Genomic DNA, 24,258 nt, shown 5'->3' on the forward strand with positions numbered 1-24,258 from the left:
GCAGCCGCACGCAAAGGTGCAACATAATGCGAAAGATATGCATTTTCTGTAAAGAGGTTGCCACGTAAAAATTCAAATGCTGTTCACGCTGCCCTTGGCGGCAGCGTCACTCACAGAATCGATACCTGGTTGCGTTGCGCCGCTTTGAGGAAGGCGGTCAGCTCGCGTGCCGGCAGCGGTTTGCTGTAGTGGTAGCCCTGACCTTCATGACAGCCCTGGGCAATGATGTAGGCTTCCTGCTCGGCGGTTTCCACGCCCTCGGCGATCACCTGCATGCCCAGGCTCTTGCCCAGCTGGATTATCGCGCGAACGATGGTGGCGTCGTCGTCATCGTCGAGCAGGTCCTGCACGAAGCTCTTGTCGATCTTGATCTTGTCCAGCGGCAGCGACTTGAGGTAGCTGAGCGAGGAGTAGCCGGTGCCGAAGTCGTCGATCGCAATCAGCGCGCCGGAGCGGCGCAGGCTCAGCAGGTGCTGGGCGGCAGTGCTGATGTCTTCCATCAGGCCGGTCTCGGTCACTTCCAGTTCCAGGCTGCGCGGCGGCAGGCGGTAGATCTGCAGCAGGTTGTTGACCACCCGGGGCAGCTCGCTGTGGTGCAGTTGCACGGTCGACAGGTTGACTGCCATGCGCAGGTCGCTGAAGCCCTGGTCGTGCCATTCGCGCAGTTGCCGGCAGGCCTGGTCGAGCACCCATTCGCCGATCACGATGATGTTGCCGTTCTGTTCGGCCAGCGGTATGAACTGATCGGGCGGAACCATGCCCAGCTCCGGGTGCTGCCAGCGCAGCAGCGCCTCGACGCCCACCACGCGGTGGTCGCGGTAGCTGATCTGCGGTTGGTAAACCAGGTACAGCTGATTGCGCGGCAGGGCTTCGCGCAGGTCCTTTTCCAGCTCGCGGCGCCGGCGCATCTCGCTGTCGACGCTGGCGATGTAGAACTGATAGCGGTTGCGCGAACGGCTCTTGGCCAGGGTCATGGTCTGTTCGGCCTTTTGCAGCAGCTTCTCGGTGCTGTCGCCGTCTTCGGGGAACAGGGTGATGCCGATGGTGGCGCGCAGGCGGATCTCCTGATGGTCCAGGGCGAACGGCGCTTCCAGGTCATCGAGAATGCTCTGGGCCAGCTCGGCGGCCTCGTAGGGTTGTTCGATGTCGGCCTGCACCAGCGCGAACTGGTCGCCGCCCAGGCGGGCGAGGGCACCCAGGCGACCGCTGTGGGCACGCAGGCGGTCGGCCAGGGCCAGCAGCAACTGGTCGCCGGCCTGGTAGCTGAATTGTTCGTTGATGCCCTTGAAGTCGTCCAGGCCTACGCACAGCACCGCAACCCGGCGCTGGAGGCGCCCGGCATCGACCAGGATCTTGTCCAGTTGCTGTTGCAGTTGCTGGCGGTTGGGCAGGCCGGTGAGAAAGTCGTACTGGGCCATGCGCAGCAGGCTGTTCTCGGCCTCGTGGCGCAGGTGGGTATTGCGTTCGATGGACGCCAACAGTTGGTTGGCGGTGTTCACCCACAGGCCCAGTTCGTTCTTCTCGTGGCCCTTGAGCAGCGGCAGCTGATGCTGGCTGGGGCGGTCGGGGTTGATCTGGGTGAGGTTCTCGATGAGCTTGGACAGTGGCTTGGTCAGCAGCCAGTGGTAGACCAGGTAAAGCACCAGCCCCATGGCCAGGGCGCGGAGCACGCCGGCAATGAAGATGATCACCGAATTGACCACGAAGCCCTGGCCGTAGGCGCCGGTATCGAGGGTGATGCTCAGGTCGCCGTAGTATTCGCTGTAGGGCGCGCGGCCGACGAGCTGGGTGGTGTAGGTGCGTTCCTGGCCGAGGATCAGGTCGGTGAGCCAGCGGGTCGGCAGTTCCTGCAGAGGGCGCGACTTTTCTGCCAGCATGGTTTCGTTGGGGTGGCCGATGGAGGCCATGCGCACGGACTCATCCTGGAACAGCCCCTCGATGACCTGCATGCCCATTTCGCGGTCCAGGCTGTATACGGCCTGGGTGGAAGGGTCGCGGAACATGTCGAGGATTCGCTGGGCGTCGTTGGCGACAGCCTGGCGGGTCTTGTAGGCATCGAAGACGATCTGCGCACAGCTGAGTACCACGCCCACGGCCAGTGCCGAGAGCAGGACCACTCTGAGCAACTTGACCGACAAGCTGTTTTTGAGTTCCAGCTTCAATGGGGTTTCCTTAATCCATGCGCATGGCATCATTTTGCCATCATCTGTGGCAATCCACTATCGGCCGTTGGCAGGATTCATGATCCAGCGGTCACTGTATCGGTTGCCCGGCCTTGCGACTTGAGCGATGTACGACAAGTTTCCCAACGATTGATGTTAGCGCGGTATGGGGGGGCAGCAAGAGAGGGTGTTGGTGAAATTGGTTAAAAAAGGTTGGTGGGTGGGGTTTTGCTCTTTGCCGCTTTTTCGGCATAAAAAAACCCGGCCTGAGCCGGGTTTTTTCAGAAGCAGCACTTATGCAGTGAAGGTCTTGCCTTCGAACTGCTCAGCCACGAACTTCCAGTTGACCAGGTTCCAGAACGCCTCGACATACTTCGGACGCACGTTACGGTAGTCGATGTAGTAGGCATGCTCCCACACGTCGCAGGTCAGCAGCGGGGTGTCACCGCTGGTCAGCGGGTTGCCGGCACCGATGGTGCTAGCCAGCGCCAGGGAGCCGTCAGCTTTCTTGACCAGCCAGCCCCAACCGGAACCGAAGGTGCCAACCGACGTCTTGGTGAACTCTTCCTTGAACTTGTCGAACGAACCGAACGCGGCGTTGATGGCTTCAGCCAGCGAACCGGTAGGCTGGCCACCAGCGTTTGGCGCCAGGCAGTTCCAGTAGAAGGTGTGGTTCCAGACCTGAGCGGCGTTGTTGAAGATACCGCCCGAAGAAGTCTTGACGATCTCTTCCAGGGTCTTGCCTTCGAACTCGGTGCCTGGCACCAGGTTGTTCAGGTTCACGACGTAGGTGTTGTGGTGCTTGTCGTGGTGGTATTCCAGGGTTTCCTTGGAAATGTGCGGCTGCAGGGCATCGTGTGCGTAAGGCAGCGGCGGCAATTCAAAAGCCATGGTGATTCTCCTAATCAGGTCTGTTGCGGTGAGCGCAAGGCCGATCACGGGCGGCCGGAATGCATCGGCGAGTTTTTACTCTTTGCGACGCAGATTCGGGATCATAGCACCGGGCCCTGACCTAAACCACGCAACAAGTGTATGGAATAGAGGTTCCAGAGCCTTTGCCGACAACTGACGAACGGGTCAGCCCAGCGCCAGTTGCAACGCCACCGCAAACATCATCACCGCCACCATCAGGTCCAGCAGGCGCCAGGTGCCAGGCCGGGCCAGCCACGGCGCCAACCAGGCCGCACCCAGCGCCAGGGTGAAGAACCACAGCAGCGAGGCACTGGCTGCACCCGCCACGTAGGCACCTGGCACGCTTTGCTGCGCACCCAGCGAGCCGATCAGCAACACGGTATCCAGGTACACGTGGGGGTTGAGCAGGGTCACCGCCAGGGCACTGAGCAACACCGCGCGACGCGAACGCTGACCCAGGCCCTCGCCCTGCTCCAGGCTCTGGCTGGAGCAGGCGCGTATCAGCGCCTTGCTGCCATACCACAGCAGAAACACCACCCCACCCCAGCGCGCGACCGCCAGCAGGGTCGGGTTCTGCGCCAGCACCGTGGCCAGACCGAACACGCCAAGCGCCACCAGCACCGCATCACAGAACACGCACAGCGCCGCCACCGGCAGGTGGTGCTCACGGCGCAGGCTCTGCGCCAGCACGAAAGCGTTCTGGGTGCCGATGGCCATGATCAGCCCGAAGGCGACCAGCAGGCCGTTGAGGTAGCTTTGCCACATGGGAGGTGCTCCGCGAAGCAGCCACACGGGCTGCCGAAAATACAGGGGGGATCGCTGGCTATTGTGCGGACAGTGGGCGTATAAGAAAAACCAATAAACCTCATCCGGCATTAGGGAAACTGATGTTCGACTACAAGTTGCTTTCCGCCCTGGCGGCGGTGATCGAGCAGGGCGGTTTTGAGCGGGGCGCACAGTTGCTCGGGCTGTCGCAATCGGCCATTTCGCAACGCATCAAGCTGCTGGAGGCGCGCGTTGGCCAGCCGGTGCTGGTACGCGCCGCGCCGCCAGCGCCCACCGAGATCGGCAAGCGCCTGCTCAACCATGTACAGCAGGTGCGCCTGCTCGAGCGCGACCTGCAGCATCAGGTGCCGGCGCTGGACGATGGCGGCCAGCCCGAGCGTCTGCGGGTAGCGCTCAACGCCGACAGCCTGGCCACCTGGTGGGCGGCGGCGGTCGGGGCGTTCTGTGCACAGGAGCGGGTGCTGCTGGAGCTGGTGGTGGAAGACCAGGAGGTGGGCCTCAAGCGCATGCGCGCTGGCGAAGTGGCGGCCTGCCTGTGCGCCAGCGAGCGACCGGTTGCCGGGGCGCGCAGCGAGCTGCTCGGCGCCATGCGCTACCGTGCGCTGGCCAGCCCCGACTTCATGGCGCGCCACTTTCCCCAGGGGGTAGAGGTGGCGCGTCTGGCCCGCACCCCGGCCGTGGTGTTCGGCCCGGACGATTTTCTGCAGCACCGCTACCTGGTGTCGCTGGGTATCGATGGTGCATTCCTGCATCACCTGTGCCCGTCTTCGGAGGGCTTTCTGCGCATGACCGAAGCCGGCGTGGGTTGGGGCCTGGTGCCCGAATTGCAGGCCCAGGCGCAACTGGCCAGCGGGCAGCTGGTGGAAATTCTGGCGGATAAGCCGATCGATGTGCCGCTGTACTGGCATCATTGGCGCAATGGCGGGCAATTGCTCGGCCAACTCACCGACCACCTGCGGCGCAGCGCCAGCAGTTGGTTGGTGCCGTGGTCGGGTTTGCCGGCGTCTGCATCATCTGCAAACAAGTAGGCGGAGTGCTTCATGCGAATTCTGGTCACCGGCGCAAGCGGCTTCATTGGCGGGCGCTTTGCGCGCTTTGCCCTGGAGCAGGGCATGGAGGTACGGGTCAATGGCCGGCGGGCCGAAGGCGTCGAGCACCTGGTGCGCCGCGGCGCCCAGTTCATTCCGGGGGACCTGGGCGACCCGGAGTTGGCCCGGCGGGTCTGCCAAGGCGTCGAAACCGTGGTGCACTGCGCCGGTGCGGTGGGCAACTGGGGACGCTACCAGGACTTTCACCAGGGCAACGTGGTGGTCACCGAGAACGTGGTGGAGGCGTGCCTGAAGGAACACGTTCGTCGCCTGGTGCACCTGTCCTCGCCGTCGATCTACTGGAACGGGCGCTCGCGCCTGGGGGTGACCGAAGAGCAGGTGCCGCGGCGCCTGCACGATGCCTACGCGACCACCAAGTACCTGGCCGAGCAGAAGGTTTTCGGTGCCCAGGAGTTCGGCCTGGAAGTGCTGGCCCTGCGCCCGCGCTTCGTCACCGGGGCAGGGGATGTGAGCATCTTCCCGCGCCTGCTCAAGATGCAGCAGAAACGCCGTCTGGCGATCATCGGCAACGGCTTGAACAAGGTCGACTTCACCAGCGTGCAGAACCTCAACGAGGCGCTGATCAACGCGGTGCTGGCCGGCAACGACGCGCTCGGGCAGGCCTACAACATCAGCAACGGCCACCCGCTACCGCTGTGGGACGTTATCAATTACGTGATGCGGCGCATGGACCTGCCCCAGGTCACGCGCTACCGCTCCAGTGGCCTGGCCTACAGCCTGGGCGCGCTGAACGAGGGGGCCTGCCTGCTGTGGCCGGGCCGTCCGCAACCGACCCTGTCGCGTCTGGCGGTGCAGGTGATGAACAAGGATTTCACCCTGGACATCAGCCGCGCCCGCCAGCAACTGGACTACCGCCCGCAGGTCAGCCTGTGGGCGGCGCTGGATGAATTCTGCGGCTGGTGGAAGGCCCAGCACGGCGGCCACTGACTTATACTGGCGCTCATTTGCACTCACGGCGGTTGATCCATGCGCAACGATGCTCACGACGATTTCGATGATGTACCCAGCCTCAAGGCCGGCGGTCGCGATGATGACGACTTTGCCCCGGCGCCAGGTGCACGGGTGGCCGCCGTGCGCGGCAAACCGCGCAAGCCGGCGGCCACCGGGCCGTTGTGGGCGCTGGTGGGCGCTTCGTTCATCGCCCTGGCCGGGCTTGGCTGGTGGAGCTTCCAGCAGATTTCGCTGATGGAGCAGCAACTGGTGGCCACCCAGGAAAGCTTTGCGCGCATCAGTGAAGAAGCTGCCGGGCGCCTGCAGGACATCAGCGGCAAGGTGGCGGCCAGCGAGTCGAGCGTCAGCACCGGCAGCGAGGCACTGAAGCTGCAGATAAAGCAGTTGCAGGCCAGCCTCGCCGAGCAGAGCAAGCAGCAGCAGGGCGTAGCCGGGCAGCAGGGTGACCTGGGCAAGCGGCTGGAGCAGGCCCTGGCGCAGGTTGGCGAGCAGCAGGCGACCAATGCCCAGTTGCAGGCGCAACTCAAGGCCGTGGCCACGGAGCTGGCGGCGGTGAAGGCGGCGCAGGCTGATACCGGCAAGGTCGATGCGCAGCTCAAGAGCCTGTCGACGGAGATTGCCGCATTGAAGAAGCAGGGGGATCCGGGGGCGGCGATCCAGCGCCTGGAACAGGACCTGATCGTGCTCAAGAGCGAGCAGGAGAATCGCCCGGCGGCGGCTGCCGGGGCGGGTGCCTCGACGGCGGAGTTCGATGCGTTTCGCGGGCAGGTGACCCGCAACATCACCACCTTGCAGAGCCAGGTGCAGAACCTGCAACGGCAGATCAACGCCAAGCCCTGATCCGCTGTGAAGCTATCGCGGGTCAAGCCCGCTCCCACCGGTACAGTGGCTGTCTGCACACCACCGATACCCTTGTGGGAGCGGGCTTGACCCGCGAAAGAGCCGACGCTTACATCACCGGGTAATCGATGTACCCGACCGGGCCCTTGGAGTAGAACGTGTCAGGCCGTGGCTCGTTCAGCGGTGCATCCGCTTGCAGCCGTGCCGGCAGGTCGGGGTTGGCAATGAACGGCACGCCGAAGGCCACCGCATCGGCCGTGCCGTTGGCAATGGCAGCATTCGCACTGGCCTTGTCGAAGCGTTCGTTGGCGATGTACGGCCCGCCAAACGCCTCTTTGAGCAACGGCCCGATGCTGTCTTCGGCCACTCGCTCACGCGCACAGATGAAGGCGATGCCACGTTTGCCGAGCTCCCGCGCCACGTAGGTGAACGTCTCGGTCAGGTTGGCATCGCCCATGTCGTGCAGGTCGGCCCGTGGCGACAGGTGCACGCCCACGCGCTGCGCGCCCCACACGTCGATGAGCGCATCGGTCGCTTCCAGCAGCAGCCGTGCACGGTTCTCCAGCGAGCCACCGTACTCGTCGGTGCGCTGGTTGGTGCTGCTCTGCAGGAACTGATCGATCAGGTAGCCGTTGGCCGCATGCAGCTCCACACCGTCGAAGCCGGCCGCCTTGGCGTTCTCGGCACCGATGCGGTAGGCCTCGATGATGTCGGCGATTTCCTCGGTTTCCAGCGCGCGCGGGGTGACGAATTCGGTGATCGGGCGCACCAGGCTCACATGCCCCTTGGGCTGCACCGCGCTCGGCGCAACCGGCGTTTCGCCGTTCAGGTACAGCGGGTGCGAGATGCGTCCCACGTGCCACAGTTGCAGGAAGATGCGCCCGCCAGCACCGTGCAGCGCCTTGGTCACGTTGGTCCAGCCACGCACCTGGTCGTTGCTCCAGATGCCCGGTGTGTCGGGGTAGCCCACGCCCAGCGGGGTCACCGAGGTGGCCTCGCTGAGAATCAGCCCGGCGCTGGCGCGCTGCACGTAGTACTCGGCCATCAGCGCGTTGGGTACGCGGCCTTCGTCGGCCCGGCAGCGGGTCAGCGGGGCCATGATGATGCGGTTGGGCAACTCGAGGTCGCCAAGGGTGATCGGGTCGAATAGCGTTGTCATGTGCGTGAACCTCGTGGCAATCAGTGAGTGGCAGGTGCCAGGTCGGCGTTGTTGCCGCCCTGGCTGAATGTGATAAGGGTGACGATCAGGGCCAGCACGGCCAGCGCCGCTGCCGCCAGGGGCACGCGGGTCAGGCCCAGGCCCTGGTCGATCACGGTGCCGCCGACCCAGGCGCCCAGCGCATTGCCCAGGTTGAAGGCACCGATGTTCAGGGTCGACACCAGGTTCGGTGCCGCCCTGCCGAAGCTCACCACGTTGACCTGCAGGGCCGGCACGGCGGCGAACGCGGCGGTGGCCCAGAGGAACAGGGTGATCTCGGCCGGAATCAGCGCGGTGCTGGTCCAGCTCAGGGCGGTCGAGATGACCGCCATGGCGGCGAACACGCCCATCAGCGTGGCGGCCAGGCGACGATCGGCCAGCTTGCCGCCCAGGATGTTGCCCAGGGTCAGGCCCAGGCCGATCAACAGCAGGGTCCAGGTCACGCCGCGCGGCGACACGCCGGTGACATCACCCAGCAACGGCGCCACATAGGTGAACAGGGCGAACATCGAGGCCGAGAACAGCACGGTCATCGACAGCGATAGCCAGATGCCTGCGCCCTTGAGCGCAGCCAGCTCGGCACGCATGTCGAGTTTCTCTTCGTCGCGCTTGATCGGCAGGAAGCGGATCAGGCCGATCAGCGCGATCACGCCGATCACGGTCACTGCCCAGAACGTCGAGCGCCAGCCGTACACCTGGCCCAGCGCGGTACCCAGTGGCACGCCCAGCACGTTGGCCAGGGTCAGGCCGGTGAACATCAGCGCCACGGCCGAGGCGCGGCGGTTGGCCGGAACCAGGTTGGCCGCCACCACCGAACCGATGCCGAAGAAGGCGCCGTGGCACAGCGCGGTGACCACGCGGGCAAACATCAGCACGTTGTAGTCGGTGGCCAGGGCGCACAGCAGGTTGCCGATGATGAATACCCCCATCAGCGCCACCAGTGCGGCCTTGCGCGGCAGCCGGGCGGTGGCCAGGGCCATGAACGGCGCGCCGATGGCCACGCCCAGCGCGTAGCCGGTCACCAGCCAGCCGGCACCGGGGATCGACACACCCAGGTCGCTTGCCACATCCGGCAGCAGGCCCATGATGACGAACTCGGTGGTACCGATGGCGAAGGCGCTCAGCGCCAGGATCAACAGCGAAAGGGGCATTGCAAGGTCCTTGTCAGAGCTCTTGGCTCATCTGCTGGAGGAAGGCCTGGATGGTTTCCTCGTTGCGTTTGAAGAAGTGCCACTGGCCAATCTTCTGGCTGCTGATCAGCCCCGCGCGCTGCAAGGTGGCCAGGTGGGCCGAGACCGTGGACTGCGACAGGCCGCAGCGTTGGTCGATCTGCCCGGCGCACACACCGTGTTCGGTGCTGTGGTGCTGGTCAGGGAAGCAGGCTTGCGGGTCTTTCAACCAGTTCAGGATTTCTCGCCGTACTGGGTGGGCCAGGGCTTTTATTATTTCGTCGAGATCAAGAGGCATGGGTGGGCTCGTGGTGGGTATAGCGTTATATCGCGATGGGGCGAAATATAAATCGGTATTTCGCGATATACAAATATGATTTGGTTCTGTCGTGCGCATGAATCGCTATATCGGGTTATAACGATATTCAAGCGGGCAAGCGGTGCTAGACTGCGGCCTATGAACTACCTCGCACACCTTCACCTGGGCGGCCAGCAGCCCGAACAACTGCTCGGCAGCCTGTACGGCGACTTCGTCAAGGGGCCGTTGCAGGGGCGCTTTGCCCAGCCGCTGGAAGCCGCCATCCGCCTGCACCGCCAGATCGACGTGTACACCGACAGCCACCCGCGGGTACTGGCGGCGCTGGCGCGTTTTCCGCGTGAGCGGCGCCGTTATGCCGGGATCATCCTCGATGTGTTTTTCGACCACTGCCTGGCGCTGCACTGGCACGACTATGCCCGGCAGCCGCTGAGCCAGTTCACCGGGCGCGTGTACCAGGTGCTGGCGGCCGAGCCCGAGCTGCCCGGGCGCCTGGCGCAGATTGCGCCGTACATGGCGGCGGACGACTGGTTGGGCTCGTACCGCGAGTTCGCGGTGCTCGAACAGGTGTTCAACGGTATTGCCCGGCGCCTGTCCCGCCCCGAGGGTATGGCAGGCGCGATGCAGGAGGTACAGGCGCTGTACGGCCCGCTGATGGAAGACTTTCGCCACTTCTACCCCGAACTGCAGGGCTTTGCGGCCGACGCTCAGGCCGCCTTGGCGCGGCGCTGAGGCTGGGCCACCGGCTGGGCGCCGAACAGCGCCGTGTGGATCGCCAGCTGGGCATTGAACGCCAGTGCCGCACGTTCCTGGCCGGCGCTCTGGATGGGCGCCAGCAGGTGGATCTGCACCTCGCCACAGTCGTGGGCAAACAGGCGCAGCAGGTGCGAGAGCAGGTCGTCATCGCCCACGAACGGCGCGATGGGGTCGGGCTTGCCGCCCCGCAGGTAGCGCACGGCCACCGGTTGCACGGGCGTGGCGGTGTCGATTGCGCTGGCCAGCAGGCGCCCGTGGAAGGTGCGCAGGCTGCGCCCGTCGGTGGTGGTGCCTTCGGGGAAGATCAGCACCGGGCAGGCCTGTTGCAGGTGGCGCGCGATCTGCTGGCGCAGCAGCTGGCTGTCGCCGCCGCCGCGGCGGATGAACAGGGTGCCGGCCTTGAGCGCGAGCCAGCCGGCTACCGGCCACTGGCGCACCTCGGCCTTGGACAGGAACGACATCGGCGCGAGCATGCCCAGCAGCGGGATGTCGGTCCACGACACGTGGTTGCTGACCCACAGCATCGTTTGCTGCGGGCGGTTGCCGATCACCGTGACCTTGAACGGCAAGGCCCGGGCAAGCCGGGCCATGAACAGTTGCGACCAGCGCTGGCGGCGGTCGTCGGGAGTACTCAGGTGCAGGCGCTCGTACAGGCTGAACAGGCTGGCCATGCCCAGCCCGAACAGCACCACCAGCAGCACCCGGACGATTCGCGCATACACGCGCAGGCGTTGCATCACACCGCCGCCTTGAAGTGGCGGGCGTAGCGTGGGCACAGCTCGTCGCGCTTGAGCAGGATGAACACGTCGGCCACCTGGAAGTCTTCGTCCCAGCACGGCTCGCCGCAGATCTTGGCGCCCAGGCGCATGTAGGCCTTGAGCAGTGGCGGCATCTCGGCGATGACGTTGCCGGGCAGTGCCAGGCTGGGCAGCGGGTTCTTCGGTTCGGCGCGCAGGTGCTCGGTGCACAGGTAGCGCTCGCGCAGGCGTTGCATGATCGCGTGGGCCTGCACGCCGCCGTCCTGCATGGGGATGCTGGCGCAACCCATCAGGTAGCTGTAGCGGCCCTCGTTGAGTACCTCGGCAAGCTCGCCCCACAGCACCGCGATGGTGCCGCCGTTGCGGTAGGCCGGGTCGACGCAGGTGCGCCCCAGTTCAAGGATGGGGCCCTGCAGATGGCCCAGGCCATGCAGGCTGAACTCCTCTTCGCTGTAGAAGCGCCCCAGGCTGCTGGCGGCCTGGTGGTCGAGCAGGCGGGTGGTGGCCACCAGGTGCCCGCTGTTGAGGTCGCGTACGCCGATGTGCTGGCAGTGGATGTCGTAGTCGTCCATGTCCAGCCCGTGTTCGGCGCCTTTGAGCCTGGCCTTGAATTCGCTGCTGAACACGCGAAAGCGCAATGCCTGGGCTTCGTGCAGCGCGGCGGGGCCGACCAGGCGCTCGGCCTGCAGACGGCGTTCGTTACGGGTGTCGCCAGGGCATGCAGTCAGGGTCATTGCGAGTCTCCATAAGCCAGCCATGGGGTTGCGGCCGGTCGACTATGTTGTGCAAGCTCAGCCTAGGTAGACGCGGTGTCACCCCCATGAAGCTTTGGTGATGCTTGTATGACAGCCCTCAAGGAGCACGCCGATGGCCTGGCTGCAGCGACTCAACGATCCCATTCCGCCCTTGGCAACCGGTAACCTGGGTGACACCTACGCCAGCCTGCTGGAGCAGCTCGGCACGGTCAGCCCGTTCGAGCTGGCAGTGCTGGGCGGGCAAGCCATGCCGACCCCGGGGCTGGCGTTTCTGGTGGGCTACCAGGCCGCCTTGCGCGTGCTGTGGCCCAGCGCCCCGGCCGGCCTCGGCGCCCTGTGTGCGAGTGAGCGGCGCAGCGTGCGCGCCGCCGACATGGGCATGCGCCTGGCGCTCGACACGCTGCGCCTGAGCGGCAGCAAGGACTTCGTCACCGCCGGGCCGGACGCCGACTGGCTGCTGGTGGCGGCGCGCTGCGAAGCACCGGGCCAGGCGCCTCGGCTGAGCCTGGCGGTGGTGTACCCGGGGGAGCCCGGTGTGCGCGTGGAGCCCTTGCCGAGCCTGCCGTTGATGCCTGAGGTCGGGCATGCCCGCCTGCACCTTGAACAGGCCCTGTGCGAACGCCTGGCCGGTGACGGCTGGGATGCCTACGTCAAGCCGTTCCGCTCGCTGGAAGACCTGTACGTGCTGAGCGCCCTGAGCGCCTGGCTGTACGGGGTAGGCCGCGCCAATGCCTGGCCGCAGGGGCTTTTGCTGCGCCTGATCGGGCTGCTGGCCGGGTGTGCCGAAGGCAGCCGGCAATGCGCCGATTCGGCGGCGTTCCACCTGTTGCTGGGCGGCCTGTTCGCGCAGTTCTCGCAACTGAGCGGCGAGCTCGACCAGGCGCTGACGAGCACGCCGGGGCCCTGGGCCGAGCTGTGGCAGCGCGACCAGGGTATCCTGCAGATCGCCAGCGCGGCGCGGGCCAGGCGCCTGGCCAAGGCATGGGCCGGCAGCGGGTTGGCCTGAGATTGCCGGGCTGCCCGCATGGCCACAGGCTGTCGCTTGCTGCCGTGCGGGCAGGCGGGTAATGTTGGCGGCTTTACGCTTTCAGGAACCTGCATGTTCAGCCTGCCCCGAATCGCTCTCGCCCTGCTGGCCCTGGCGAGCCTGCCTGCTCAGGCCAACTGGCACCTGGACGGCGAATCGTCGCGCCTGTCGTTCATCACCAGCAAGAACGGCAACGTGTCCGAGGTGCATCGCTTTCTGGTGCTGCATGGCAAGGTCGATCGCAAGGGTGCGGCCGAGCTGCAGATCGAGATGGACTCGGTCAGCAGCGGCATCCCGCTGCGTGACGAGCGCATGCGCAACGACCTGTTCGAGGTGGCCAAATACCCCGACGCGACCATCCAGGCGCAGATCGACCTGCGTCCGATCAACGACCTGGCCAACGGTGCCCAGGTCGAACTGCGCCTGCCGGTGACCGTCAACCTGCACGGCAAGACCCACAGCTACAACGCGCAGCTGCTCGCCACCCGGCTCGACGAGCGGCGTTTCCAGGTGGTGACCCTGGAGCCGCTGGTACTGAGCGCCGATCACTTTGACCTGCTGCCCGGCCTCAAGACGTTGCAGAAGCTCGCCGGGCTGCAGTCGATCAACCTGTCGGTGCCGGTGGGTGCGGTACTGATCTTCACGGCGCGCTGAAATGGCCGGGCCGGTGTTTCCATGGCGTGCCGGCAACCAGTTCGAACTGCTGATCGACGGCCCGCAGTTCTTCCCGCGCATGCTGCAGACGATCATGGGTGCCGAGCACCAGGTCGACCTGGAGCTGTACCTGGTCGAGGCCGGGGCGTGTGCCGAGGCCATGGTGCAGGCGCTGGTGCAGGCCGCCGAGCGCGGCGTGCGGGTACGCTGCCTGTTCGATGACTACGGCTCGCTGGCCTTTACCTTGAGCCTGCGTCAGCGCCTGCTGGGCGCCGGCGTTGAGTTGCGCTGGTACAACCGCCTGCGTTGGCGCCGGGGGCTGCGCAACCTGTACCGCGACCACCGCAAGCTGCTGCTGGTGGACCAGGCCTGGGCGGTGGTCGGCGGCACCGGGGTCACCGACCAGTTCTGGACACCGGGCGAGCCGGTCAGCGAATGGCACGAGGTGATGGTGCAGATGCAGGGGCCGCTGGTGGCCGACTGGCAGATGCTGTTCGATCGCCAGTGGCGTTCCAACCTGCGCCGCACCGCGTGGCGCCCACCCACCCATTTCGGCCTGGCGCACCTGCCGCGGGTGCCGGTTGCAGGCCCGGGCCTGGGCCGGGTGGCCTATGCCGACGCCCGCCAGCACCGCGACATCCTGCAGTCGCTGGTGCGTGCGCTGATCAGCGGAAAGCGTCGTATCTGGCTGGCCACGCCGTATTTTCTGCCCACCTGGAAGGTGCGCCGGGCTTTGCGCCGCGCGGCCGCGCTGGGCATCGATGTGCGCCTGCTGCTGACCGGCCCGCGTACCGACCATCCTTCGGTACGCTATGCCGGTCATCGCTATTACCCGCGCCTGCTGCGGGCAGGGGTGAAGATATTCGAATACCAGCCATGCTTCCTGCACCTGAAGATGGTGCTGGTGGACGACTGGGTGAGCATTGGCTCATGCAATTTCGACCACTGGAACCTGCGTTTCAACCTTGAGGCCAACGTCGAGGCCATCGACCCGCAACTGACCGCCGACGTGGTGGCGAGCTTCGAGCGCGACTTTGCCCTGAGCCGCCAGGTCGACCTGGACGACTGGCAGGCGCGGCCGCTGTGGCGGCGTGTGAAACAGCGTATCTGGGGCTGGCTGGACCGGGTGGTGGTCAACCTGCTGGACCGGCGCGACTGAGGTTCTTTCGATTTTCCCCCGCATCAGAAGGAGTTGACGAAATGGCAGCGAAAAAGATTCTCATGCTGGTCGGCGATTACGTCGAAGACTATGAAGTGATGGTGCCGTTCCAGGCGCTGCAGATGGTTGGCCACACGGTGCATGCGGTGTGCCCGGGCAAGTCGGCCGGGCAGTCGGTACGTACCGCCATCCATGACTTCGAGGGCGACCAGACCTACAGCGAGAAGCCGGGGCACAACTTTGGCCTGAACTTCGATTTCGCCCAGGTGCGTGCCGAAGACTACGACGCGCTGGTGATCCCGGGCGGGCGTGCGCCGGAGTACCTGCGCCTGAATGAAGAGGTGCTGCAATTGGTGCGCGCCATCGACCAGGCGGGCAAGCCGATTGCGGCGGTGTGCCATGGGGCGCAACTGCTGGCGGCGGCCGGGGTGCTGGAGGGGCGCGAGTGCAGTGCGTACCCGGCGTGTGCGCCGGAGGTGCGCCTGGCAGGTGGGCGTTACGTCGAGATCGAGGTGACGGCGGCGCATGTGCAGGGCAACCTGGCCAGTGCGCCGGCCTGGCCTGCGCACCCGGCGTGGCTGGCGGGGTTCCTGGGGTTGCTGGGTACGCGCATTACCCTCTGAAAGCCTTCGCTGGCGTGCCGGCGAAGAGGCCGGTACAGGCAACAAAAAAGCGGCAAGGGATCACTCCCTTGCCGCTTTCAGCTTTCAGCTTGTAGCGCTGGCGCTTACTTCACTTCCACTGCCAGGCTTTGCGCGATCTTGCTCTGCCACAGCGCAGGCCCGGTGATGTGCACCGACTCGCCATTGCTGTCGACCGCAACGGTCACCGGCATGTCTTTCACGTCGAACTCGTAGATCGCTTCCATCCCCAGTTCGGCAAATGCCAGCACCTTGGATTTCTTGATCGCCTGAGCCACCAGGTAGGCAGCGCCACCCACGGCCATCAGGTACACGGCCTTGTTGTCCTTGATCGCGTCGATGGCGGTCGGGCCGCGCTCGGACTTGCCGATCATGCCCAGCAGGCCGGTCTGCTCCAGGATCTGACGGGTGAACTTGTCCATCCGCGTTGCGGTGGTCGGGCCTGCCGGGCCAACCACTTCTTCGCGCACCGGATCAACCGGGCCGACGTAGTAGATGAAGCGGCCCTTGAGGTCCACCGGCAGCTCTTCGCCACGGTTGAGCATCTCGACCATGCGCTTGTGCGCGGCGTCGCGGCCGGTCAGCATCTTGCCGTTGAGCAGGATGGTCTCGCCCGGCTTCCAGCTCTGCACGTCTTCCGGGGTCAGGGTGTCGAGGTTGACGCGACGGGCCGACGGGCCGGCTTCCCAGACGATTTCCGGGTAGGCGTCCAGCGACGGTGCTTCCAGCTCTGCAGGGCCGGAACCATCGAGCACGAAGTGCGCGTGACGGGTGGCTGCGCAGTTGGGGATCATGCACACCGGCAACGAGGCCGCGTGGGTCGGGTAGTCCATGATCTTGACGTCGAGCACGGTGGTCAGGCCGCCCAGGCCCTGGGCGCCGATGCCCAGCTGGTTGACCTTCTCGAACAGTTCCAGGCGGATCTCTTCGATGCGGTTCTGCGGGCCACGGGCCTTGAGCTCGTGGATGTCGATGGACTCCATCAACACTTCCTTGGCCATCACCGCAGCCTTCTCGGCAGTACCGCCGATACCGATGCCGAGCATGCCCGGCGGGCACCAGCCGGCGCCCATGGTCGGAACGGTCTTGAGCACCCAGTCGACGATCGAGTCGGACGGGTTGAGCATGGCCATCTTCGACTTGTTTTCCGAACCGCCGCCCTTGGCCGCGACATCGACCTCGACCTTGTCGCCAGGGACGATCGAGTAGTGGATCACGGCCGGGGTGTTGTCCTTGGTGTTCTTGCGGGCACCTGCCGGGTCGGCCAGGATCGAGGCGCGCAGCACGTTCTCGGGCAGGTTGTAGGCGCGACGCACGCCTTCGTTGATCATGTCGTCCAGGCTCATGGTCGCGCCATCCCAGCGCACGTCCATGCCGACGCGCACGAACACGGTGACGATACCGGTGTCCTGGCAGATCGGCCGGTGGCCGGTGGCGCACATGCGCGAGTTGATCAGGATCTGCGCGATGGAGTCGCGCGCAGCCGGCGACTCTTCACGCAGGTAGGCCTCGTGCATGGCCTGGATGAAATCGACGGGGTGGTAGTACGAAATGAACTGCAGGGCGTCGGCAACGCTCTGAATCAGGTCGTCTTGCTTGATCACGGTCATGCAGCGCGCTCCTCTTAAAGACGGGAACATTCATTAAGGTATCGCGACGTTCACGGGCCGAGGCGTCGCAATGACCTTTCAAGGCGCGCCGACACGCAGTGGCCGACGCAAAAAGGCGCGGCAGTATAGCGCGCATCGCCTGCCGGTACACGCGCCAGTGCGGCCAACCATGGTCGCCTGCTGCCAGGCACTGTTTTTGCGTGGCAATTATTTCGAACACGTCCTACAGTACCGACTGCCCCCCGTCACAACCGCTGCCGCTCGGCTGCCTGGTGAGTCACCCGTGACCGAAACCGCTCTGCAAAAGCTTCTTCTCAAGCGTTTCCTGCTGGCTGCCGGCAGTTACCTGCTGGTGCTGCTGCTGGCCTGGGTCGCCGTGCTGGGCGGGCATGTGCAGGCGCCGGTGCCGGTCATCGGCGCGAGCAGTGTGCTGCTGTTGCTCAACCTGGCGTGGCTGGGCTGGGTGTTTGCCAGTGGCGTCAACCTGCGCTGGCGCGACCCCAGCCTCACGGAGTTCCAGGTGCTGCTGGCAGCGGCCTGGCAAACCTGGCTGCTGGCCAACCTGGACCAGGCCCGTGGCACCTTCTTGGTGCTGTACCCGTTGATCCTGATGTTCGGCCTGTTCCACCTCAACGGCCGTTCGTTCACCCGCTGCGCGCTGGTGGTGCTGTGCAGCTTTCTCGGCCTGAACCTGTGGGAGTGGGGCAACGGGCGCCTGTCGGACCCGGCGCTGGCGGCGTTGCAGGTATGCACGCTGTTCGTGGTGCTGTGCTGGTTGTGCCTGTATGCCCGCTACGTGCAGGCCTCGCGCCAGCGCATGCGCCAGCGCCGCATCGCCCTGCAGGCGCACCAGGACACCCTGCGCGGCATGATGGGGCAACTGGAGGAACTGGTGGCCACCGACGAGCTGACCGGCCTGTTCAACCGCCGGCATTTTCTGCGCCTGGCCAGCGATGCCCTGGCCAGCATGCCCATGGGGAGCCGGCATGGTCTGGCGCTGATCGACCTGGACCATTTCAAGCGCATCAACGACGCCCACGGGCATGCGGTCGGCGACCGGGTACTGCAGGCCTTTGCCCAGGTTGCCAGCGAGCACCTGTGCGACGCCGCGGTGCTGGCCCGCTATGGCGGCGAGGAGTTCGTGCTGCTGTTGCCTGATTGCACGGCCCAGGCCCTGGAACATTGCTGCGAGCGTCTGCGTCAGGCCTTTGGTGCGTTGCCCTCGGCGGCGATGCAGGGGCAGGTGGGGCCCTTGAGCCTGTCGGTCGGGATGACCCTGCTGACAGCCGAGGATGACCTGGACAATGCATTGCACCGTGCCGACCAGGCGCTGTACCGCGCCAAGCGCAGCGGCCGAAATCGCTGTGTGCCGGCCTGGGAGGTGGTGGATGCCTGAGTTGTGCGTAGGTGAGCGCAGTTGGCAGGTGGCCGAGGGCAGCAACCTGCTGGATGCGCTGAACGAGGCTGGCGTGGGCGTGCCCTACAGCTGCCGGGCGGGGAGCTGCCATGCATGCCTGGTGCGCTGTCTGGCGGGTGTGCCGGGTGATGCCAGGCCCGATGCGCTGAGCGAAGGCAAGCGCCTGGAGGGCTGGCGGCTGGCCTGCCAGTGCCGGGTCGAGAGTGACCTGCAGGTAGCGGTGTTCGACCCGGTGCGCGATGGGGCGCCGGCGCGGGTCGTCGCGCTGGACTGGCTGGGCGCGCAGGTGCTGCGCCTGCGCCTGCAACCGGACAGGCCGTTGCGGTATCAGGCGGGGCAGCATCTGGTGCTGTGGAGCGCGCAGGGTGTTGCGCGACCGTATTCGCTGGCCAGCGTGCCGGGCGAGGATGAATGGCTCGAATTTCACCTGGATTGCCGGCATGCCGGGGCGTTCTGCAGCGCGGCGCGGGGTTTGCAGGTGGGCGACCTGGTGCGCCTGGGGGAGTTGCGCGGCGGCGCGCTGCATTACGATCCGGACTGGCAGGCCCGGCCGTTGTGGCTGCTGGCGGCGGGTTCCGGGCTGGCGCCACTGTGGGGGATTGTGCGCGAGGCGCTGCGTCAGGAGCATCAGGGGGCGATCAGGGTGGTGCATGTGGCGAGCGAGGCGGGTGGGCATTACCTGCAGCGGGAGCTGGATGACCTGGCGCGGCGGTACCCGCAGGTGGAGGTGCAGTTGCTGATACCGGAGGAGTTGGGGCCGATGCGTCTGGCGTCGCGTCAGACGATTGCGCTGGCTTGTGGCTCTGCGTCGAGTGTGGAGCGGTTTGCGCGTGGGATGTTTCTGGCGGGGTTGCCGCGTAATCAGCTGTTCGCGGATGTATTCGTGGGGCATGCCTGAGGATTTGTTCCCATAAGGAGGTACTTCAGGTTCCTGTGGCGTTTGCTCTGGCTCTGGCTCTGGCTCTGGCTCTGGCTCTTGATCTTGATCTTGATCTTGATCTTGATCTTGATCTGCTTTTGATTTTGATCTTCCGTCCCCCAGAAGGCCGGAGGGAGGGTACCCGTAGCGAAGCGTAGGGCCTGATGATGGACGGAGCGGTTTTGCTTACTTTTTCCAAGAAAAAAGTAAGCCGCTGTAAGAGCGGAAGGGGCCCTCGGCGTCTGTATTCATGTTGGATATGCTCGCTGTCATTGGAACCACTGATCCAGAGTTGAGAGATTATCCAGCCTGGATGGCGACTCCACTCGGCCTTCTGAAGGGCCGGCAGATCAAAGCCAGCTCAAGATCACCGGCACCGGCGTATCGCACCCATAAAAAAGCCCCGCCATCAAGGCGGGGCTCTAGTGACAACCGGTCAGCTTCAGACCAACGGATCACCGACATGCAGAATCTTCATGCCATTGGTGCCACCGATGGTGTGGTAGCTGTCACCCTTGGTCAGGATGACCCAGTCACCTTGCTCGACCACGCCACGCTTGAGCAGCTCGTCCACCGCCGCCTGGCTGACTTGCTCCGGCGCCAGCGCCGCAGGGTCGAACGGTACGGTGTACACGCCACGGAACATCGCAACCCGCGCCTGGGTCTCGCGGTGCGGCGAGAAGGCGAAGATCGGGATCGACGAACGAATACGCGACATGATCAGCGGGGTGTAGCCACTCTCGGTCAAGGCAATGATCGCCTTCACACCCGGGAAGTGGTTGGCGGTGTACATGGCCGCCAGCGCGATGCTCTCGTCGCAACGGCTGAACTGCGTGCCCATGCGGTGGCTGGAGGTCTTGCTGGTAGGGTGCTTCTCGGCGCCCAGGCAGATCCGCGCCATGGCCTGTACCGCCTCGAGCGGGTAGGCACCGGCAGCACTCTCGGCCGACAGCATTACCGCGTCGGTGTAGTCGAGCACGGCGTTGGCCACGTCGGACACTTCGGCACGGGTCGGCATCGGGTTCTGGATCATCGACTCCATCATCTGGGTCGCGGTGATCACCGCCTTGTTGTGGCGGCGTGCATGCAGAATGATCTTCTTCTGGATGCCCACCAGCTCGGCGTCGCCGATTTCCACACCCAGGTCACCACGGGCCACCATCACTGCATCACTGGCGCGAATCAGGCCGTCGAGGGTCTCGTCGTCGGCCACGGCTTCGGCACGTTCGATCTTGGCCACCAGCCAGGCAGTACCACCGGACTCGTCACGCAGGCGACGGGCGTATTCCATGTCGCTGGCATCACGCGGGAACGACACGGCCAGGTAGTCCAGGTCCATCTCGGCCGCCAGCTTGATATCGGCCTTGTCTTTTTCGGTCAGGGCCGGGGCGGTCAGGCCGCCGCCGCGACGGTTGATGCCCTTGTGGTCCGACAGCGGGCCGCCGATCAGCACCACGCAGTGCAGGGCGTCGGCGCTGGCGGTTTCGACGCGCATGACCACGCGGCCGTCGTCGAGCAGCAGTTCGTCACCCACGCCGCAGTCCTTTACCAGGTCCGGGTAGTCGATGCCGACGATATCCTGGGTGCCTTCGGTGAGCGGGTGAGCCGTGGAGAAGGTGAAGCGGTCGCCGACCTTGAGTTCGATTCGCTTGTTGGCAAACTTGGCAATGCGGATCTTCGGCCCTTGCAGGTCGCCCAGCAGCGCGACGTGGCGGCCATGCTTGGCGGCGATGTCACGGATCATGCGGGCGCGAGCCTTGTGCTCGTCCGGGGTGCCGTGCGAGAAGTTCAAGCGAGCGACGTCCAGACCCGCAAGGATCAGTTGCTCTATAACTTCCGGCGAGTTGCTGGCGGGGCCAAGGGTGGCGACAATTTTGGTGCGGCGGATGGTCATGCACAGACTCCTGTAGTGAAGCGCAGCGAAAGGCTACTCCGGAAAATCGCTGTAGTCATTGTTCCTTTGCACTACCTTGGTGGGAGGAGGAGGGGCGGTTGAACGAGTGGCAAGCGGCAAGCGCAATGCAGTCCGCTTGCCGCTGTTCCTCCTATAGCTTTCAAGGAAAGCGCCGATACACTGCTCAGTAGAGGAGACCCCCCATGCGAGCCTTGATCGTTTTAGCCCTGGCGACCAGTGTCGTCGGTTGCACCCGCTGGTCGATGGACCATCACCTGAACAATGCCTACCGCGCCTATGATCGCGGCAACTGCGAGCAGGTCATGCTCGAGCTGTCGCAGGTCGACCGCACCAGCCGTGCGCGCCCGTTCATCCACCCCGAGGCGTCGATGCTGCGCGGTCAGTGCCTGGAGCGCCAGAAGCTCTATGTGGATGCGGCGCAGACCTACCAGTACATCATCACCCAGTACCCGCGCAACGAGTACGCCTACCGTGCCCGCGCCCGCCTGCAGACCCTCGAGCAGCTTGGCCACTATCGCCCCAATGGCGAGCCGGCCATCGCCCGTCCGGCCAGCAGCACCCCCTGGCGTTGATGGCCGCGCAACGACGTCGATACTGACGTTAATACTAAAGTGCGCGGGTCCGAATGTGACGGGGCAGTCAGGTTGCGCTAGGCTTGTGAGGTACATGCGGTACACCAGAACGATCCAGCGCGACCCTGCTCAAGGGTCTTCGACAGCGACTCCTATCATGTTTACCGAACGTCGAATCGAGCGTCACCTGCTCCCGTATTACCTCAAGGTCTTCAACCGGTTTACCGGGTTGCCCATCGGTTATCTGGGCAATGTGTCCGAAGACGGCCTGATGCTGATCAGCGACCTGCCATTGCTGGTGGGCCCCGATTTCGAACTGCAGCTCAAGGTGCCCGGGCGCGCCGGTGCGCTGCACGTGATCAACCTCACCGCCAGCTGCCTGTGGTGCCACGAAGACGAGAACCCGGGGCACTACGATTCCGGCTTCATGCTGCTGCAGGCCCCTCGCGAATACGACGAACTGGTGTCGTCGCTGCGCAACTATTTCAGCTTCCACCCGTTGAGTGCGTCGGCCTGAGGTAGACTCCCGGCAGATTTTCTGTTCAGGACGACGCCGTGAGCTCCAGCATTTTCTGGCACGACTATGAAACCACCGGTATCAACCCGCGCAGCGACCGGCCCCTGCAGGTGGCAGGGGTGCGCACCGATCTGGACCTCAACGAGATCGAGCCGCCGGTCAACCTCTTCTGCCAACCCGCCGACGATATTCTGCCGCACCCTGCGGCGTGCCTGATAACCGGCATTACCCCGGCGCAGCTGGCCACCCAGGGCCTGTGCGAAGCCGAGTTCATGACCCGGGTGCACGCCGAGCTGGCGCGCCCGGGTACTTGCGGGGCCGGCTACAACTCGCTGCGTTTCGACGACGAAGTGACGCGTTACAGCCTGTATCGCAACTTTTTCGACCCCTATGCCCGCGAGTGGCAGGGCGGCAACAGCCGCTGGGACCTTATCGATGTGGTGCGCACTGCCTACGCCCTGCGCCCCGATGGCATCCAGTGGCCGCAGCGCGACGGCCAGGTGAGCCTGAAGCTGGAGTTGCTGACGGCGGTCAATGGCATCGATCACGGGCAGGCGCACGAGGCGCTTGCGGATGTGCGTGCCACGTTGGCAATGGCGCGCTTGATCCGCGAGAAGCAACCCAGGCTGTATGCATGGTTGTTCCAGTTGCGCAGCAAGCAGAAAGTCCTCGATCAAGTGCGTTTGTTGCAACCGCTTGTGCATATTTCCGGACGCTTTTCTGCGGCACGTAATTATCTTGGCGTGGTGCTGCCCCTGGCCTGGCATCCACGCAATCGCAATGCGCTGATTGTGTGCGACTTGCATCAGGATATCGCACCATTGCTGACGGAAGATGCCGAAGTGTTGCGTCAGCGTCTGTACACCCGACGCGAGGAAATGTCCGAGGGACAATTGCCGGTACCGTTGAAATTAATTCAGATCAATCGCTGCCCGGTGGTCGCGCCCTTGAGTGTATTGCGCGGTGAAGATCAGCAACGCCTTGGCCTGGATATGACGTTGTATCAACAGCGCGCCGAGCAGTTGAGTGCCGCCCAGGCCGTGTGGCAGAACAAGTTGAGCGCTATTTATGACAGTCAGGAATTCGCCCCGAGCGAAGACCCCGAGCAACAGCTGTATGACGGATTTATCGGTGATCGCGACCGACGCCTGTGTGAACAAGTAAGAACCGTGGAGCCCGAGCAATTAGCCACGGGTCAGTGGATGTTCGACGATGCACGATTGCCGGAGTTGCTGTTTCGCTACCGTGCGCGCAATTTTCCGCAGACCTTGGATGCACAGGAGCGCCAGCGTTGGCTCGGGTTCTGCCAGCAGCGCCTGAGCGACCCGGCAATGGGCGCTCCGAATACCCTTGAAGGCTTCGAGCAGGCATTGCAGAGCGCCTGGCTGGATGCCGATGCCACGCAGCGCGAGTTGCTGGCGCAATGGCGAGCCCATGCCATGAACTTGCGCGAACGGTTTGCCCTGCAGTAATTGCAGGCAATAAAAAACGCCAGCATGCTGGCGTTTTGGGCTGACCTGTAACCGGGTTACAGTGTCCAGCGATTAACCGAGCAGGGTCGCCCAGCCTTCTACTACGTCACCACCCCACTTGGCTTTCCACTCTTTGAGTGTCTTGTGGTTGCCACCTTTGGTTTCGATGACTTCGCCATTGTGCGGGTTCTTGTATTGCTTGACCTTGCGTGCACGCTTGGTGCCGGTGGTTTTAACCGGGCCGCGAGGGGCCTTGTTCAGTTTGGCCTCAGGGTCCAGCAGAGCAATAATGTCGCGCAGCGACTTGGAGTACTCGCCCATCAGCTCGCGCAGTTTGGCTTCAAACTCCAGCTCGGTTTTCAGCTTGTTGTCTTCGGACAGGTTCTTCAGGCGGGCTTGCAGTTCTTTGATGGCTTCTTCGGTAGCGCGGTATTCGTTGATCAGGGACATGAGGTATTCCTTGGAGGGAAGGGACGCAGGACAGCGGTGCAGCAATAATAGTCAGACACTTAATACAAGTAAACATTAAACCGCCGTCATTGCGGAATACCTTCATAATTGAAAGGGTATTGTGACGAGATACTCCCAATTATCCGCTTCAATTGTTAAATAACTTTAATGTGCCCTTGACGAGGTGCAAGCC

At 64.5% G+C, this 24,258-nt stretch carries 24 protein-coding genes; 13 read left to right on the plus strand and 11 right to left on the minus strand.

Features of this window, described 5'->3' with window-relative positions; genetic code table 11:
* Positions 1-110 precede the first annotated feature (110 nt).
* The 3 genes from ACPRTJ_RS15515 to ACPRTJ_RS15525 all read right to left on the minus strand — a co-directional run bounded on the left by ACPRTJ_RS15515 (position 111) and on the right by ACPRTJ_RS15525 (position 3,839).
* A complete protein-coding gene (locus tag ACPRTJ_RS15515; RefSeq protein WP_054914822.1) occupies positions 111-2,162 on the minus strand; it encodes a putative bifunctional diguanylate cyclase/phosphodiesterase in 2,052 nt (683 codons plus the stop codon).
* 294 nt (positions 2,163-2,456) lie between these two features.
* Entirely contained in the window at positions 2,457-3,053 is a 597-nt protein-coding gene (locus ACPRTJ_RS15520; RefSeq protein WP_054914821.1) for a superoxide dismutase, read from the minus strand.
* 186 nt (positions 3,054-3,239) lie between these two features.
* Positions 3,240-3,839 (minus strand): LysE/ArgO family amino acid transporter, encoded by a 600-nt coding sequence (locus ACPRTJ_RS15525; RefSeq protein WP_043862105.1) that lies wholly within the window; start codon positions 3,837-3,839, stop codon positions 3,240-3,242.
* Positions 3,840-3,961: 122 nt separating this feature from the next.
* Here ACPRTJ_RS15525 and ACPRTJ_RS15530 point away from each other — a divergent pair, with 122 nt between their 5' ends.
* Genes ACPRTJ_RS15530 through ACPRTJ_RS15540 form a run of 3 tightly spaced genes read left to right on the plus strand, consistent with a single transcriptional unit; the run spans position 3,962 to position 6,760 of the window.
* Positions 3,962-4,888, plus strand: a complete 927-nt coding sequence (locus ACPRTJ_RS15530) for a LysR family transcriptional regulator ArgP (RefSeq protein ID WP_043862106.1) — start codon at positions 3,962-3,964, stop codon at positions 4,886-4,888.
* Positions 4,889-4,900: 12 nt separating this feature from the next.
* Positions 4,901-5,896: an NAD-dependent epimerase/dehydratase family protein gene (locus ACPRTJ_RS15535; RefSeq protein ID WP_058540892.1), complete on the plus strand. Its 996-nt coding sequence runs from the start codon at positions 4,901-4,903 to the stop codon at positions 5,894-5,896.
* 39 nt (positions 5,897-5,935) lie between these two features.
* Positions 5,936-6,760, plus strand: a complete 825-nt coding sequence (locus ACPRTJ_RS15540; protein WP_058540893.1) for a hypothetical protein — start codon at positions 5,936-5,938, stop codon at positions 6,758-6,760.
* A 109-nt stretch (positions 6,761-6,869) separates the two neighbouring features.
* On the opposite strand, the gene ACPRTJ_RS15545 is transcribed toward ACPRTJ_RS15540, so the two are convergent.
* The 3 genes from ACPRTJ_RS15545 to ACPRTJ_RS15555 are packed head-to-tail and all read right to left on the minus strand — an operon-like array spanning position 6,870 to position 9,425.
* Entirely contained in the window at positions 6,870-7,919 is a 1,050-nt protein-coding gene (locus ACPRTJ_RS15545) for an alkene reductase (protein ID WP_058540894.1), read from the minus strand.
* Between the two features lie 20 nt (positions 7,920-7,939).
* Complete coding sequence (locus tag ACPRTJ_RS15550) at positions 7,940-9,109, minus strand: MFS transporter (protein WP_058540895.1); 1,170 nt, start codon at positions 9,107-9,109, stop codon at positions 7,940-7,942.
* A 13-nt stretch (positions 9,110-9,122) separates the two neighbouring features.
* Positions 9,123-9,425: an ArsR/SmtB family transcription factor gene (locus tag ACPRTJ_RS15555; RefSeq protein WP_043862111.1), complete on the minus strand. Its 303-nt coding sequence runs from the start codon at positions 9,423-9,425 to the stop codon at positions 9,123-9,125.
* Between the two features lie 159 nt (positions 9,426-9,584).
* Between ACPRTJ_RS15555 and ACPRTJ_RS15560 the strand changes: the two genes are divergently transcribed.
* On the plus strand, positions 9,585-10,175 hold the full coding sequence (locus tag ACPRTJ_RS15560; RefSeq protein ID WP_043862112.1) for an ACP phosphodiesterase: 591 nt from the start codon (positions 9,585-9,587) through the stop codon (positions 10,173-10,175).
* Here the strand turns inward: ACPRTJ_RS15560 and ACPRTJ_RS15565 are convergent.
* Positions 10,151-10,936, minus strand: a complete 786-nt coding sequence (locus tag ACPRTJ_RS15565) for a lysophospholipid acyltransferase family protein (protein ID WP_123752839.1) — start codon at positions 10,934-10,936, stop codon at positions 10,151-10,153. The two genes, ACPRTJ_RS15560 and ACPRTJ_RS15565, sit on opposite strands and share 25 nt — an antisense overlap.
* Positions 10,936-11,691 (minus strand): L-ornithine N(alpha)-acyltransferase, encoded by a 756-nt coding sequence (olsB, locus tag ACPRTJ_RS15570; protein ID WP_043862114.1) that lies wholly within the window; start codon positions 11,689-11,691, stop codon positions 10,936-10,938. The genes ACPRTJ_RS15565 and olsB overlap by 1 nt, the downstream gene beginning before the upstream one ends.
* A gap of 133 nt (positions 11,692-11,824) precedes the next feature.
* Here olsB and ACPRTJ_RS15575 point away from each other — a divergent pair, with 133 nt between their 5' ends.
* From ACPRTJ_RS15575 to ACPRTJ_RS15590, 4 genes are all read left to right on the plus strand, one after another.
* Complete coding sequence (locus tag ACPRTJ_RS15575; protein ID WP_043862115.1) at positions 11,825-12,718, plus strand: acyl-CoA dehydrogenase family protein; 894 nt, start codon at positions 11,825-11,827, stop codon at positions 12,716-12,718.
* A gap of 93 nt (positions 12,719-12,811) precedes the next feature.
* Positions 12,812-13,393: a YceI family protein gene (locus ACPRTJ_RS15580; protein WP_043862116.1), complete on the plus strand. Its 582-nt coding sequence runs from the start codon at positions 12,812-12,814 to the stop codon at positions 13,391-13,393.
* A gap of 1 nt (position 13,394) precedes the next feature.
* The gene (locus ACPRTJ_RS15585) at positions 13,395-14,552 is read left to right on the plus strand and encodes a phospholipase D-like domain-containing protein (protein WP_054914815.1); all 1,158 of its coding nucleotides are present in this window, start codon (positions 13,395-13,397) and stop codon (positions 14,550-14,552) included.
* Positions 14,553-14,593: 41 nt separating this feature from the next.
* A complete protein-coding gene (locus tag ACPRTJ_RS15590; protein ID WP_043862118.1) occupies positions 14,594-15,175 on the plus strand; it encodes a DJ-1/PfpI family protein in 582 nt (193 codons plus the stop codon).
* Positions 15,176-15,279: 104 nt separating this feature from the next.
* Here ACPRTJ_RS15590 and ACPRTJ_RS15595 read toward each other — a convergent pair whose 3' ends face one another.
* Entirely contained in the window at positions 15,280-16,803 is a 1,524-nt protein-coding gene (locus ACPRTJ_RS15595; RefSeq protein WP_043862119.1) for a fumarate hydratase, read from the minus strand.
* Between the two features lie 283 nt (positions 16,804-17,086).
* On the opposite strand from ACPRTJ_RS15595, the gene ACPRTJ_RS15600 reads away from it, so the two are divergent.
* The gene (locus ACPRTJ_RS15600; RefSeq protein WP_043862120.1) at positions 17,087-18,199 is read left to right on the plus strand and encodes a GGDEF domain-containing protein; all 1,113 of its coding nucleotides are present in this window, start codon (positions 17,087-17,089) and stop codon (positions 18,197-18,199) included.
* On the plus strand, positions 18,192-19,118 hold the full coding sequence (locus ACPRTJ_RS15605; RefSeq protein WP_104571984.1) for an iron-sulfur-binding ferredoxin reductase: 927 nt from the start codon (positions 18,192-18,194) through the stop codon (positions 19,116-19,118). The genes ACPRTJ_RS15600 and ACPRTJ_RS15605 overlap by 8 nt, the downstream gene beginning before the upstream one ends.
* Positions 19,119-19,581: 463 nt before the next feature.
* Here ACPRTJ_RS15605 and pyk read toward each other — a convergent pair whose 3' ends face one another.
* Positions 19,582-21,033: a pyruvate kinase gene (gene pyk, locus ACPRTJ_RS15610; protein ID WP_043862122.1), complete on the minus strand. Its 1,452-nt coding sequence runs from the start codon at positions 21,031-21,033 to the stop codon at positions 19,582-19,584.
* Between the two features lie 203 nt (positions 21,034-21,236).
* Between pyk and ACPRTJ_RS15615 the strand changes: the two genes are divergently transcribed.
* The 3 genes from ACPRTJ_RS15615 to sbcB all read left to right on the plus strand — a co-directional run bounded on the left by ACPRTJ_RS15615 (position 21,237) and on the right by sbcB (position 23,615).
* Positions 21,237-21,626 carry a tetratricopeptide repeat protein gene (locus ACPRTJ_RS15615; protein ID WP_043862123.1) on the plus strand — a complete coding sequence of 130 codons (390 nt, stop codon included), beginning with the start codon at positions 21,237-21,239 and terminating at the stop codon, positions 21,624-21,626.
* A gap of 157 nt (positions 21,627-21,783) precedes the next feature.
* Positions 21,784-22,143: a PilZ domain-containing protein gene (locus ACPRTJ_RS15620; protein ID WP_043862124.1), complete on the plus strand. Its 360-nt coding sequence runs from the start codon at positions 21,784-21,786 to the stop codon at positions 22,141-22,143.
* A 38-nt stretch (positions 22,144-22,181) separates the two neighbouring features.
* The gene (sbcB, locus tag ACPRTJ_RS15625) at positions 22,182-23,615 is read left to right on the plus strand and encodes an exodeoxyribonuclease I (protein WP_426427091.1); all 1,434 of its coding nucleotides are present in this window, start codon (positions 22,182-22,184) and stop codon (positions 23,613-23,615) included.
* 72 nt (positions 23,616-23,687) lie between these two features.
* On the opposite strand, the gene mvaT is transcribed toward sbcB, so the two are convergent.
* Positions 23,688-24,065 carry a histone-like nucleoid-structuring protein MvaT gene (gene mvaT / locus ACPRTJ_RS15630; protein ID WP_043862126.1) on the minus strand — a complete coding sequence of 126 codons (378 nt, stop codon included), beginning with the start codon at positions 24,063-24,065 and terminating at the stop codon, positions 23,688-23,690.
* Positions 24,066-24,258 lie beyond the last annotated feature (193 nt).

Source organism: Pseudomonas palmensis (genome assembly GCF_049942755.1).
Lineage (GTDB): Bacteria > Pseudomonadota > Gammaproteobacteria > Pseudomonadales > Pseudomonadaceae > Aquipseudomonas > Aquipseudomonas palmensis.